This is a genomic window from Paenibacillus sp. FSL R10-2778, assembly GCF_038593035.1.
Lineage (GTDB): Bacteria > Bacillota > Bacilli > Paenibacillales > Paenibacillaceae > Paenibacillus_AQ > Paenibacillus_AQ odorifer.
On sequence record NZ_CP151956.1, the window covers coordinates 797,485 to 810,619 of the forward strand.

Sequence of the window (13,135 nt, forward strand, 5' to 3'; positions counted from 1 at the left end):
TTGCTCTGCTGATGGGCGGCTATTTTTAAGAAATGGATACTATCCCTAAAGGATGGCGAAGCCGTTTCTACTTGTGTGCAAAAGGAGCTTGATTAGTAAGTATGATTCATCAATATAAACTAAACGGATACAATATCGTGCTCGATACCTATAGTGGCTCGGTGCATGTTGTTGATGACCTAGCATATGAAATTATAGCGGATTATGAGAAAACTTCTGTCGATCAAATCGTGACAACAATGTTGGATAAATATAAAGATGATTCCAGCATTTCCGAGAGCGACATTCGAGAAACCATCGCGGATATCGAGGAGCTTATAAATGATGGACAGCTTTTTACAAAAGATGAGTATGAGAACCTCTCGCTCGATTTAAAAAAACGGAAAACTTATGTCAAGGCACTCTGCCTCAATGTTGCGCATACCTGTAATTTGTCATGCGATTATTGCTTCGCTAGCCAAGGGAAATACAACGGAGATAGGGCAATCATGAGCTATGAGGTTGGACAAAAAGCTATCGATTACCTGCTTGAAAATTCGGGTCATCATCGTAATCTTGACATCGACTTTTTCGGCGGGGAACCGCTCTTGGCTTGGAAAGTGGTTAAACAGATCGTAGCTTATGCAAGAAGCAAAGAACAAGAATACAAAAAGAAGTTCCGCTTCACCTTCACGACGAACGGGATGCTGCTGAACGATGAGGTCACCGAGTTTTTAAATCAGGAAATGTACAATGTCGTATTAAGCCTGGATGGAAGAAAAGAGGTTCATGACCGGCTTCGCCAAACGGTTAACGGAAAAGGCAGCTACGATCATATTCTTCCGAAGTTCCAGGAATTCGTTCGTAAGCGCGGAGACCAAGAGTACTATGTACGGGGAACTTACACTCGTAACAATGTCGATTTCACCAATGATATATTTCATATCGCAGATCTTGGTTTTGACAAAATCTCGATGGAACCGGTCATCTGTGATCCAAAGGAGCCCTATGCACTTACCGAGGAGGACCTGCCGGAGATATATAACCAGTACGAAATTCTCGCCAAGGAAATGATCGGGCGCGGTGAACAAGGCAAGGGGTTTACCTTTTATCACTACATGCTTGACCTCTCAGAAGGACCTTGCATCCAGAAGAGAATCACTGGCTGTGGTTCAGGGACGGAATATCTTGCCGTCACCCCTTGGGGAGAGCTTTTTCCTTGTCACCAGTTCGTAGGGGATGAAGAGTACAGCATGGGAAACCTCTGGGATGGCATCACAAAACCAGAGCTGCAATGTCAATTCCAAGAGAGCAACTGCTACTCGAAGCCGGAATGCAAGGACTGCTGGGCGAAACTCTACTGCAGCGGCGGTTGTCCTGCCAATGCGCTGCACGCGACGGGTTCCCTGGTCGGAACCTATGACTTCAGCTGTGACGTCTTCCGCAAAAGAGTCGAATGTTCCATGATGGTGAAGGTTGATGAATCCATTAGAGCGATGGAAGGGCAATCTAACTAGTTAACGTAACGGACGAATAAACTATAACCGAGAAATAGACACTTTTAAATAAAGTGCCTTTCTCGGTTTTTTTGTGCGGAGAAGAAGGACTATATGACAAGAGAGACGATCAGTTTCTGCAAATTGCAGATTACTGATCGTCTTTTAATCTGAATCTATGGAATGAATTCCGTGCGATAGGTTGGTATATCGTTGTTATAGCTATGTATTATTTGATGTCTACATACATAGCACGATGAATGTTACCTGAAAGCGGACCGAAGGATAAAAAGCTGAGGGTCAGATATTGCCTCAGTCCTCCATTTTATTGGACGTCGTAGGTACGTGCCTAAGTCTGAATAATAAATCCCCTCAGGGATTCTGCATAAAAATTTGCAGATTTATGTAGTATCTATTTAAATGAAAATAACGATCTCTTCCAAGAACAGAGAGTTATCTCCCACTATCACTTCACTAACCCTCCCCCAACAACTCCCCAACAGAAACCTCCAATGCTTTCGCAATGGCAACCACCTCATAATCCTGCACAAGTCTATATTGACCTTCCAATCGCGATAAACTGGTCGGGCTAATGTCCAAGCCAAAGGTTTGCAACTTGGCAAGGAAATCCTTTTGCTTCATTCGCTTAGCTTTTCGAATAGCTATAACTCGGGTCCCGATAATGTTTTTGTCACCCGGGGGCTCTTTGCGATGCCTCATTTTGGCGTCACCTCACAATTTAACCAAATTGTATGCGAGGTAAGTGTTGTTTTAATGCGGATATCGAATTAAAATGAGATAAACCGATAAACGCATTAAAATTTCCATACATCGTCTACAGATATAGCTTTTCCCGGAAGGTGGGGGTGCAATGCAACATCTGATGTGCAAATATGAGGAGGAAAAGCGCAAGCTGAATGAACTCGGACAGCAATCACTGGAGCAGGGAATTCCGTTAAGCAGCAATGAAGCGGTTCAGGCCCAGAGTCGTAAGGTTGACGAACTGATTAATCGGATGTACCAAGAAAAAAACGGACATACAGTGTCGTTTCGTTTGAGTTTCTATCTTGGAGGGGATATGGTGGGCTTTCCGGCATGGTTTTTACAGACGATTCAAGGTCGATTGGATGAGGTGACCGCACAAATTGAACATCAATCCGAACCTAGATATGTTTTTGAAGAAGAGCGCAAAGCTTTTCAAGCGTTGTTTGACTCCATGGACATTGCACGTATGCCAGAGTTTGAGCACTGGGAGGATAAGCTTCAATCGAAGCAAGCCGTTCTTTATGAACGTCTATATCTTCAAGGACTAAAGGATGGCATGCAGCTTGAACATGCCCTTACTGCCCCTTCAGTTCTCTCGGACTAAGACATGCCCTGCGGGTAGCGGAGAAGCACATAGGTATCGGAACCAAAGGGGATATACGCATATCTTATTTTCGGACTGTCAATGCGACAGTCTTTTTTTCTTTATATATATTTGAAATTTTTGTTTTTTAGATGCTGTTCATTCAAAAGAGGGCAGACCTCCATTTATGATATGAATAAAGGGATATCTTCCCATATTGTCGAATAACCATACATATTGTAAATCTATATCAGACGAGGTTTTGCTATGTTTAAAGCGCTAAAGTCCTTCTTTAAAAAATCCGACACTAAGCCACCACAGGCAGTGCGTAAGGCACAAACTCCCAAGTCGAAACCGAAGGTTGCTTCCACACGAATTGGAGAGTTAGGTGAGCATAAAATCAATATTCAACTCGATCAGTTACCTAAGGAGTGTAAATCATTAAGCGATCTAATGCTTCCTAATCCCAAGTCTCGAACAGGTTACACCCAGATTGATCATATCATTATTTCCCCGTATTGCTTATTTGTCATTGAGACGAAAAACTACAATGGAGAAATTAAAGGTGGGCGAACGGATCAACAATGGTCAGTGAGCAACCGTTACAAGATGTATAATCCACTGAAGCAAAACTATGGACATATCAAGGCCATCGAGAGCCTGATACAAGGTATAGCTGCAGTGAAATTTATCTCTATGATTTCATTCACTATGAGATGTCGGTTCAGTATTGATCCGGATCTTCGGAAAATCCACTCGGACGAACTGGTTGTCTATGATGTGGAACTAAGTGAGTTTATCTCTAGGAAGCTGATTAGTTTAAAAACGGGAACCCCTGAACCTCCTATTTCTGCGGCGCAGGTCCAAACCATATATGATCGTTTGGCTCAGGCTAATGTTACCGATTCCGAGATTCGCAAACTTCATGTACAGAGAATAAAGGGAGGTCCACTATGAAAAGTATGTGGCTTGTTCGAGCAGGAGAAAGGGCATATCTTATTAATGAATTTAAAGATAAGCAAGCTGTAGCGATTGGTTGGGCTCCATTGGGAGATATCGGTGGGGTAAATACACTGCAAGAGATGAAGAGGCTTTTGAAGGTACGGTATCCTGGATATAAAGAGGGTAAGATCAATATTACTGCTGGTCAGATTTTTCGTTTTGTAAGTGAATTTAAAATAGACGACCAAGTAATCACATATAATCCTGAAGAGCGACTCTATTACATAGGAAGAATCAAGTCGAATTATGAATTTAAGCCAAATTATATTACGGATAAGCCTCATATTCGCAGAATAGATTGGGAGGGGACTGTATCTAGAGATGTTTTGACGGCAAGCGCCCGGAATACTCTTGGTTCCATAATGACTATTATATCTATCCCGAATGATGTTCAGAAGGAATTGCTCAAACAAATGGTAATCGGACAGACCGATGGTAATCAACCAAGTCAACCCATAGAGTCTGTGCAAGCTGAGACGGAGGAAGAAGCCGAAGAATTAGAGCTAATTAAGGAAGACGTCATTGAGAAGTCCAATGAATTTATCAAAGATAAGATTGCTAAGTTAGACTGGGAGCAAATGCAGGAACTTGTTGCGGGCATCCTTAGAGGAATGGGCTACAAGACACGAATATCACCCAAAGGGCCGGACCGGGGAAGAGATATTTTTGCATCCCCAGATGGTCTAGGGCTTGAAGAACCCAGAATTATAGTGGAAGTAAAGCACCGTTCAGGCAGTATGGGATCTAATCAAATACGTAGTTTTACCGGAGGATTAAGAGTAGGAGATCGGGGAATTTATGTATCTAGTGGTGGATTCACAAAGGAAGCAAAATATGAAGCGGAAAGATCGAATATTCCTTTATCGTTAATAGACTTGGATCTGCTCGCGGAGTTAGTAACACAATACTATGATCAATTTGATTCAGAGACACGGACATTAATACCGTTAAGAAAAATATATTGGCCGTTATAAATTTGAATGTTTTTCTATATAGACATTCTTTTGAAGAAGAGCAAGGCCTTCCAAGCGTTATTTGTCTCCATGGATATTGCACGTAAGCCAGAGTTTGAAAATTGGGAGGATAAAGTTTCTTTAAAGTAATCTGTTGTTTATGAACTTTTATATCTACAGGGGCTTAAGGATGGCATGCAGCTTGCTAATGCATTTGCTCCATCTGTTCTCTCGGATTAAGACGGAATTAAAAGGTATACGTTAACTATATGTTGGGGCTGTCCATGCGACAGTCCTTTTTCTTATATGCATGATTGGAAGGAATACATTCCCATATTGTCGAACTACCAAATATATTGTAAATCCAGATGACTCCGTATTGCTTATTTGTCATTGAAAGACGAAAAACTACAATGGAGAAATTAAAGGTAAGCGGACGGATCAACAATGGTTAGTAGGTAACCGTTACAAGATGTATAATCCACTAAAGCAAAACTATGGCTATATTAAGGCCTCAATTACAGGTAAAATCGATCTATGACCAACTGAGCCAAGCAAATATTACAGACTCAAAGATTCGCAAACTTCATGTAAAAAAATATGACTACTAGAAATCGTTAACTAGTCTTGGAGGTCAACATGCCATTACCGGAATCAGTCACGCAGATTTTCAAGCGTAAGCAAAAATCATACAAAATGGTCCTCATCCTATCCTTAATCGAAGAGCTGAGAGCCTTTCATCAGGAGCGCGTATCGTACGATCACGTGAAGCAGCGGTTTCTTAACTACTTTATAGCTGAACAGGATAGTGGAAACCGGGTAGATCTGCCACCAGGTCGAGAACTATGGAGTGATGCACCCAAAAGCCAGCTGAAAGATATTATTAACAGTCCAATTAATGCGCTCTCGCATATTTTGTTTGTGAACTCGGAGGATAACACCATAGGTTTTCATAGCCAGATTCAAAGACAGCTAGGGGAAGAGGAGCTATCGCAATTAGAGAGACTAGCTAATGACGAACTCCAGTCTTATAATGCCGCTTTGCAGCATTTCTCTTTGCAAGGTTATTTGGAGAAAATCATGGCGGATTACAGCTCTGCCAAAAAGGAAGCTTTCGCAGGCCATTCACTGGGTACATTGTTTCGTCAGACCCTTCCTTCCGAGCTTAAAGTATTACCTTTCATAGATGAGCAATACAAAGTTCAAGGTTCGGTTGGACAAGGGAATTGGGCAACGGTTCCTTGGCTAGCAATTCTGGATAAACGGATCACGGAAACGACACAACGTGGAGAGTATATTGTGTATCTGTTCGCTTCGGATATGAGTGCTGTGTACCTCACGTTTATCCAAGGAGTAACAACACCTATCCAAGATAAAGGGCGCAGAGAAGGCTATGCTTATCTACGAAACCGAACACAAGAGATTCGAGAGCTCCTTTCTCTTGCCCATATGAATAAGGATGAGAATATTCACCTGGTAGACAGCGGTCTAGGCCAAGATTATCAGGTGTCTACTGTCGCTTACATCAAGTATGAAAGAGGAGCCGTTCCGAATGACGAGCAACTAATTCAAGATCTCGAGAATGTGATCGAAGATTACCGTCTATATGTGGACACTGTGACTTCTACAGGTAGTGTAGCTGATAATGAGGAAGTGGAAGTAGTGACACAAGAAGCTGATCTGCTGAAGGACGAACAAGTAACAGGGATCCTCCACCAAATCCAATCCCACATCCGTCGCAAAGGTTTCTTCTTCCCTGAGCACCTTATCGAGAATTTTTACCTCTCGCTAAAGACTAAGCCTTTTGTCATTCTGGCAGGCATATCCGGAACAGGGAAGACTCGGTTGGTGAAGCTGTTTGCAGAAGCTCTTGGTGCAACGGGGAATAACGGACAGTTTACCTTGATCCCAGTGCGGACGGATTGGAGTGATCCTGCGGATCTGCTGGGGTACAAGGATCTTTCGGGCAGGTTCAAACCGGGTCCGCTTACGGAAGTATTAGTAGAGGCGCGGAAGCCGGAGAATAGACATAAGCCATATTTTATCTGTATGGATGAGATGAATCTGGCGCGGGTAGAGCATTACTTCAGTGACCTGTTAAGTGTGCTGGAAACGCAGGACTGGCGGGAGGGGAAGATCCAGACTCAGGATCTCATATCTTCTACCATGCTGGATACGTCTGAGGATCAAGTGAAGTTTGGCAGCCTAGGTGTCCCGGAGAATGTGTTCTTGATCGGGACTGTGAACATGGACGAAACGACACATCCTTTTAGCAAAAAGGTACTGGACCGAGCTAACACACTGGAGTTCAATTACATCAATCTGCAGCAGTATCCGGACATGAGTGAGCAGGAAGAGACGGAAGATCCCGCTGATCTTGCCGAACTGAACCATCTTTTTCTGCGCTCCGATTATTTGCAGCTAGTGGATGCCTATGATGCCAACAAAGAGCTAGTTGTCCGGACGACAGAGAGATTGGTTAAGATCAATGCTCTGCTTGAGGATGTCCATGCTCATGTAGGTTTCCGGGTACGCGATGCGATTTGCTTCTATATGATCTATAACGAACGGTACAAGCTGATGAGTGAGGAAGAAGCTTTTGACTGGCAACTGCTGCAAAAGATACTGCCGCGCATTCAAGGGAGCCATTCTTCGGTTCGCCGGGTATTGTTGAACTTGATGAAAGGGGCTCTTGGTACAGGATCTGGTGTGACGGTAAATATTGAAGATCTTATGGACAATGATGATTCTCCACTCTACCTGAGATGGGCTGCTGGACAAACTCCCCCTACAGCCCAACATCCACAAAGTGCGCGTAAATTGGCTTTTATGCTTAGGAGGCTGGAGGAAGATGGATTCACCTCATACTGGCTCTCTTAATCAGGCGGTAGAATTGCTCCGTGTAGAAACGGAGCTTTTTACGCTTTTTCTTCAAGGAAGGCCATATCATCCTACTGTGGAGACCTTGCAGCTTCATCGTTCTTCTAGTCAGGAGTGGGTAAATGCTCAGTTTGGGATTACATGCTCCGAACGGCTTGGTAATGTTCAGATTAAAGTGTTTTCTCCTGAAGCTCACGGGATGGTGGACTGGCAGCCGGGGGAGTCGGTCTTTCCTTGTTTTTATGAGACACAGTCGTATGAGCTGGTGATTCAGAGGAAGACCGCTGCTAACCTCTCTTTTTATCATGACAATGTGCTGCTTCGGCAGGCAATTAAGCCCCTAGGTGAGTCTATTCTTGCGGGTGTGCTGAACTTTGGGAATGAGGTCGGTTTGACGGAATGGGAGATCCGCAGTTCGGGACAGGCTTTGCTGCGGGTAGAGATGGAGATCTTCCCCTCTAAAATGGATTACAAGCTGGATTACCAGAATATTTTAAATGAAGTGAATGAGCAGATTTATAATTTGGCCTTTGATTTTTTGCGCAAAACCTACCAACTAACAGGCTTGCGGGAGACGCAGCATCAGAGCTTGACGGAGTTTTTTACCATTCTTCAGCATGTGTTTAGACAGCTCTTGGATGCCGTTGAGCGGATTAACAAGACTCCCCATTACGCTCTGCTTCAGGACCGCCGACTAGTGGATGCTAATCGGGTCAAAAAGGCAGGAAGAGAGAACATCCGCGAGCTCGCGAAGCATCCCGAACGATTAAGAGAAGACATGAACCATGGATTCTTGACCATCGGCAGCCGAAATTACACAGCCACACATTTAATGGAGACACGAAGACGCCTCGCCTATGATACTAATGAGAATAGGTTCATCCGCTGGATGCTGGAACGCATTCATGGAAAGCTGAAAGAGCTCAAGGGTCGCTGGAAGATTAAAAACCGAACCCCAGATCCATTACTTATAAAAAGGTTAGACAACATGCTCACTCAACTAGAGCGGGTGCTCAAGATGGATTTTTTGCGTGAGGCTGGAGTACTGAGGCAGATGTCCGTTACACTGGTGCTGCAGATGGCCCCTGGATACCGCGAGGTCTATCGCTGTTATCTAATGCTGCTCAAAGGCTTGTCGATCCAAGGTGATCTGCTGCGCCTGTCTATGAAGGATGTCGCGCAGCTCTATGAATACTGGTGCTTCCTCAAGTTGAATCAGCTTCTGGGTCAGAAGTATAAGCTGGTGAAGCAGGATATTATTAAGGTGAATCGGAATGGTATTTTTGTTACACTTGACCGCTCGCAGAGCGCTAAGATGGTGTACGAGAATCCAGTTAACGGAGAGCAGTTCATCCTGTATTATAATGCGATTCCTAGCTCGGATAAGGCACCGACGCTCAATCAGCGTCCGGATAATGTGCTGACACTGAAGAAGAAGGATGCTGGCAAAATCAAAGAGTATAAGTATGTTTTTGATGCGAAATACCGATTAAATCCGGCTTATGAAGGGACTTCCTATCACCGCACTTATAGGCAGCCTGGTCCTGAAGAGGATGACATCAACACCATGCACCGTTATCGGGATGCCATTGTGTATCAGGAGAAGGGATCGGAAGAATATGAGCGAAGCATGTTTGGCGCCTATGTTTTATTCCCCTACCCGGATGAGGAGCGGTATAAGACCCACCGATTCTACAAAAGCATCGAGCTATTGAATATTGGCGCTTTGCCATTCCTACCGAATTCTACAAGCCTAGTGGAGCGATTCTTGGATGAGATTATTCAGGATAGTCCGGAAAAAGCTTATGAACGCTCGACTCGTCCACGCGGCACGAAAGAATACTATGCCAACCAACTCGCGGGTAAAAATGTGCTTGTTGGTTCTGTCCGGGGACCCGAACAAGTGGAGGTGGCGCTGGGGAAAGCTTTTTATCATATGCCGTTAAGGAATCTTGCAAATCAGAAGATCCTAACGCAAATTGAATACGTAGCGATGTGCCAATCCCGCAAAAAGTTCATTGATCCTGCAAAAACGGGGATTCACTGGGTAGGGAAAGTAGCGGATTGGAAGGTGCTGCGGCGTAATGAGATTAAAGAGGTTCCTTGTCGCCCGGGTACTGAAGAAGATCTGTATGTACGATTTACGGTCGAGGAATGGAAAGCAATTACGTCTCCTATCATGCTAGGTGGTCAAAGAATACAAACGGTGCTCTATACGAGTAAATATATTCTGGATCGTGCCTTGGAAATCGCGGAGCTTCGCTTAGAAACGGAGGGAGATCTTCGTGAATGGCGTGAGAAACGCCGAAGGGGCAGAGTGAAGGTGAAGTTGGATCATGAGCAGTATGTGGACTTGGGAAAGGTTGTTGAAGTTCGGAATATTTAAGGTTAGTGAACATGAAGTAAGGTTTGTTTAGTTAATTCCATAATTATGAATTTATTGTTGACAACCCCAGCGGATTAAAATATAGTAATCCCATCAGATTAATGCAAATTATTGATGTTTAAATTTTAGTGATTGTGAGTACGAAACGGAATATGCTGACTGGTTCCACCAGAGGCTCAGGGGACAAACGCTAGTCGTTGTCATCTGAGCCTTTTTGGTGAACAATCACTTTCCCGTAATAATAACTAAAAGAGGTGAAGTCAATGGCTGCTGCTGAAAAAATCAGATTTGAGAGTGTCACCAAAACGTTCAGTGTCCGAGATTCTAAGCAAAAGGAGGGAACGCAGCAATTCACGGCGGTAAAAGAGTTGGACTTTTCCGTAAGAAAAGGTGAATTCATAACGATAGTGGGGCCAAGCGGGTGCGGTAAGTCAACTTTGCTTGATTTGATTAGTGGTTTATCATCCCCCACACAGGGTCGCATTTTAATAGATGGTCACCCAATAACAGGTCCAGGGCTTGATCGAGGTATTGTGTTTCAGCAGTATGCTTTATTTCCGTGGAAGACCGCGCGTGGCAATATTGAATTTGGGTTGGAAGCAAAGGGGATCCCGAAGCATGAACGTAGCGAACAGGTTGGACATTTTCTTTCGTTAGTTGGGCTTAGTGATTTCGGAGACCGTTATCCACATGAGCTTTCCGGAGGGATGAAGCAGCGTGTAGCCATTGCCAGAAGTCTTGCCTTTAACCCGGACGTCTTGTTAATGGATGAGCCTTTTGCCGCACTGGACGCCCAAACACGTGAATCCCTGCAAAGTGAGCTTTTACGGATTTGGCAGAAGACCCAAAAAACCATCATATTTATTACGCATGGCATTGATGAGGCCGTTTATCTTGGGGAGCGGGTAGTCGTCCTGACACCAGGACCCGGGACGGTGAGGAAGATTGTAGATATTCCGCTTCAATCACGATTGGAAGATGCGGATATTCGCTCACATCCTGATTTTGTGAAGGCTCGACATGAGGTATGGGGTTATTTGCATGAACCTGAATACAAAGGTGCATATATTTAATCTATAAAGGGGGGGATTCCCATCGAATCCGTTAAGTCTGTTCATTCAACGTTACAGCTAAAGAAACGAAATCCTATTTCTTTTTCCGGCGTGCTTAAGGTGTTCAAACAGTCCATTGTCTTAGTCTTATTGTTCTTACTATGGGAAGTCGCACCACGGACCGGCTTAGTTGACGCAGCATTTTTCCCGCCTATTTCTGAGGTAATCACCGCCTTATGGAATTTGATAGCTTCAGGTGAGCTATTCACTCATTTCTTAGCGAGTATCATTCGCTCGTTCAGTGGATTTGCATTAGCGTTAGTGATTGCAATCCCATTAGGTTTATTAATTGGCTGGTATCCCTTAGCTAGGGAGCTATTAAATCCAGTGTTGGAATTGTTCCGAAATACAGCTGCGCTCGCTTTACTTCCGGTATTTATGCTGCTGTTAGGGATTGGTGAAACCTCTAAGATTACAATCGTCTTATTTGCTTGCACATGGCCTATTCTTCTAAACACGATTGCTGCTGTAGGTAACGTCGATCCCTTACTTATTAAAGCGGCTAAATCCATGAATATTAAGTCGTTCAAATTATTTCTGAAGGTCATTTTGCCGGCATCCGTGCCAACTATTTTTACAGGGATTCGAATGGCAGGAACAGGGGCGATATTAGTATTGATTGCGGCAGAAATGGTAGGGGCAAAAGAAGGCTTAGGCTATTTAATCACTTATTCTCAATATAACTTTCAGATCCCTCAAATGTACGCCGGTATATTAACCATTGCTTTGTTGGGTTTGCTAATCAACCAAGGCTTGACCATGCTCGAGCGTAAATTTTCTAAATGGAAGCAACCGGTGAATGAATAGAAGGATGATTTTGAATGATATTTTTTCGGGATAATACCAACTAAACAAATTGAATTAATTACACTTAAAACAATCTAAAAAGGAAGAGTGGCGGAGGGAAGTTTGGAACTGTAGCTCAGAAAAATACAATTCATTTGGAAAAGGAGAAGTGAGATGAACAAAACAGTAGCACTGCTTATAATTGTAGGCTTGGTTAGTGGTATTTTATCTGGCTGCTCAGAGGGGAACTCCTCCGCCAAAAGTGGAGAAGATCAGATCCTGCAATATCAGTCTGCACCTGGAAGTGTCTCTTTCCCAGAGCTGGCCGCCGATTTAGGTTACCTAGGAGATTTGAAGTTAGAGTCTATAGGTGACAGCGTGGGTGGTCCGGAAAGTATTCAGTTAACCGCGACGAAACAAATTGACTTTGGTGCAGCGTTTAATGGAGCCATTATTAAATCTTACGCCAAGAACGTAAAAATAAAGTCGGTCATTGGCTCCTACGGCAGTGATGAAAATACGTATGTAGGTGCATATGCCCTCGAGGGGGGAGCTATAAAGTCGGCTAAAGATTTTATTGGTAAAAAGGTAGGGGTGAATATTCTCGGTGCCCATTCGGAATTCGTCATTAAAGATTATTTACGCCAAGGCAACTTGACCGAAAAGGAAATTGAACAAGTAACCTTAGTGACAGTTCCAAGTTCTAGTGCAGAACAGATTCTGCGAAATCATCAGATCGATGTGGTTATGTTAAGCGGGATTGCCCGGGATCGGGCTTTAACAACAGGAGGGGTCGCAGAAATTTTTAAGGATATTGATGTGTTTGGCACAGAGTTTACTGCGGGTGATTATTTCTTTACAGATCAGTATATCAAGGATAATCCGAATACCGTCAGGCAATTTGTAGATGGAGTGGCTAAGGCGATTGAATGGGCCCGAACGACACCTAGGGAGGAAGTAATTAAACGATTCGAGGAAATTATTAATAAGCGTGAACGCAAGGAAACCACAGATAATCTTAAGTTTTGGAAGAGTACGGGCATCTCTGAAAAAGGCGGTGTGATCACACCCTCGGAATACGATGTCTGGATTGATTGGCTTGTGGCAAAAGGGGAGCTAAAGGAAGGCCAAGTGAAACCGGAAGAGTTATATACGAACGAATTTAATCCTTTTGTTAAATAATTTTATATATG

The 13,135-nt window shown here is 43.7% G+C and carries 11 protein-coding genes; 10 read left to right on the top strand and 1 reads right to left on the bottom strand.

Going from position 1 to position 13,135, the window contains the following annotated elements; translation table 11 throughout:
• Window positions 1-101: 101 nt before the first annotated feature.
• Window positions 102-1,496: a thioether cross-link-forming SCIFF peptide maturase gene (gene scfB, locus NST40_RS03525; RefSeq protein WP_076276949.1), complete on the top strand. Its 1,395-nt coding sequence runs from the start codon at window positions 102-104 to the stop codon at window positions 1,494-1,496.
• A gap of 453 nt (window positions 1,497-1,949) precedes the next feature.
• On the opposite strand, the gene NST40_RS03530 is transcribed toward scfB, so the two are convergent.
• The gene (locus NST40_RS03530; RefSeq protein ID WP_076276950.1) at window positions 1,950-2,195 is read right to left on the bottom strand and encodes a helix-turn-helix transcriptional regulator; all 246 of its coding nucleotides are present in this window, start codon (window positions 2,193-2,195) and stop codon (window positions 1,950-1,952) included.
• A 151-nt stretch (window positions 2,196-2,346) separates the two neighbouring features.
• On the opposite strand from NST40_RS03530, the gene NST40_RS03535 reads away from it, so the two are divergent.
• The 9 genes from NST40_RS03535 (at window position 2,347) to NST40_RS03575 (ending at window position 13,124) form a co-directional block, all read left to right on the top strand.
• Window positions 2,347-2,844, top strand: a complete 498-nt coding sequence (locus tag NST40_RS03535; RefSeq protein WP_076276951.1) for a hypothetical protein — start codon at window positions 2,347-2,349, stop codon at window positions 2,842-2,844.
• Window positions 2,845-3,090: 246 nt separating this feature from the next.
• Window positions 3,091-3,780 carry a nuclease-related domain-containing protein gene (locus tag NST40_RS03540; protein WP_076276952.1) on the top strand — a complete coding sequence of 230 codons (690 nt, stop codon included), beginning with the start codon at window positions 3,091-3,093 and terminating at the stop codon, window positions 3,778-3,780.
• Entirely contained in the window at window positions 3,777-4,799 is a 1,023-nt protein-coding gene (locus tag NST40_RS03545; RefSeq protein WP_076098730.1) for a restriction endonuclease, read from the top strand. Before NST40_RS03540 ends, NST40_RS03545 begins: the two co-directional genes overlap by 4 nt.
• Window positions 4,800-5,199: 400 nt before the next feature.
• Window positions 5,200-5,319 carry an NERD domain-containing protein gene (locus NST40_RS03550; RefSeq protein ID WP_081387522.1) on the top strand — a complete coding sequence of 40 codons (120 nt, stop codon included), beginning with the start codon at window positions 5,200-5,202 and terminating at the stop codon, window positions 5,317-5,319.
• 98 nt (window positions 5,320-5,417) lie between these two features.
• On the top strand, window positions 5,418-7,658 hold the full coding sequence (locus NST40_RS03555; protein WP_076276953.1) for a DUF3578 domain-containing protein: 2,241 nt from the start codon (window positions 5,418-5,420) through the stop codon (window positions 7,656-7,658).
• Complete coding sequence (locus NST40_RS03560) at window positions 7,630-10,044, top strand: restriction endonuclease-like protein (protein ID WP_076276954.1); 2,415 nt, start codon at window positions 7,630-7,632, stop codon at window positions 10,042-10,044. Before NST40_RS03555 ends, NST40_RS03560 begins: the two co-directional genes overlap by 29 nt.
• A gap of 263 nt (window positions 10,045-10,307) precedes the next feature.
• Window positions 10,308-11,117 (top strand): ABC transporter ATP-binding protein, encoded by an 810-nt coding sequence (locus tag NST40_RS03565; RefSeq protein ID WP_081387204.1) that lies wholly within the window; start codon window positions 10,308-10,310, stop codon window positions 11,115-11,117.
• Between the two features lie 75 nt (window positions 11,118-11,192).
• The gene (locus tag NST40_RS03570) at window positions 11,193-11,963 is read left to right on the top strand and encodes an ABC transporter permease (RefSeq protein WP_254857081.1); all 771 of its coding nucleotides are present in this window, start codon (window positions 11,193-11,195) and stop codon (window positions 11,961-11,963) included.
• Between the two features lie 153 nt (window positions 11,964-12,116).
• Window positions 12,117-13,124: an ABC transporter substrate-binding protein gene (locus NST40_RS03575; protein WP_076276955.1), complete on the top strand. Its 1,008-nt coding sequence runs from the start codon at window positions 12,117-12,119 to the stop codon at window positions 13,122-13,124.
• Window positions 13,125-13,135 lie beyond the last annotated feature (11 nt).

Excerpts from the sequence above, each read along its gene's own strand:
- NST40_RS03535 (WP_076276951.1), top strand. The coding sequence starts at position 2,347 with ATGCAACATCTGATGTGCAAATATGAGGAGGAAAAGCGCAAGCTGAAT.
- NST40_RS03555 (WP_076276953.1), top strand. The coding sequence starts at position 5,418 with ATGCCATTACCGGAATCAGTCACGCAGATTTTCAAGCGTAAGCAAAAA.
- scfB (WP_076276949.1), top strand. The coding sequence starts at position 102 with ATGATTCATCAATATAAACTAAACGGATACAATATCGTGCTCGATACC.
- NST40_RS03575 (WP_076276955.1), top strand. The coding sequence starts at position 12,117 with ATGAACAAAACAGTAGCACTGCTTATAATTGTAGGCTTGGTTAGTGGT.
- NST40_RS03565 (WP_081387204.1), top strand. The coding sequence starts at position 10,308 with ATGGCTGCTGCTGAAAAAATCAGATTTGAGAGTGTCACCAAAACGTTC.
- NST40_RS03530 (WP_076276950.1), bottom strand. The coding sequence starts at position 2,195 with ATGAGGCATCGCAAAGAGCCCCCGGGTGACAAAAACATTATCGGGACC.
- NST40_RS03560 (WP_076276954.1), top strand. The coding sequence starts at position 7,630 with ATGGATTCACCTCATACTGGCTCTCTTAATCAGGCGGTAGAATTGCTC.
- NST40_RS03540 (WP_076276952.1), top strand. The coding sequence starts at position 3,091 with ATGTTTAAAGCGCTAAAGTCCTTCTTTAAAAAATCCGACACTAAGCCA.
- NST40_RS03545 (WP_076098730.1), top strand. The coding sequence starts at position 3,777 with ATGAAAAGTATGTGGCTTGTTCGAGCAGGAGAAAGGGCATATCTTATT.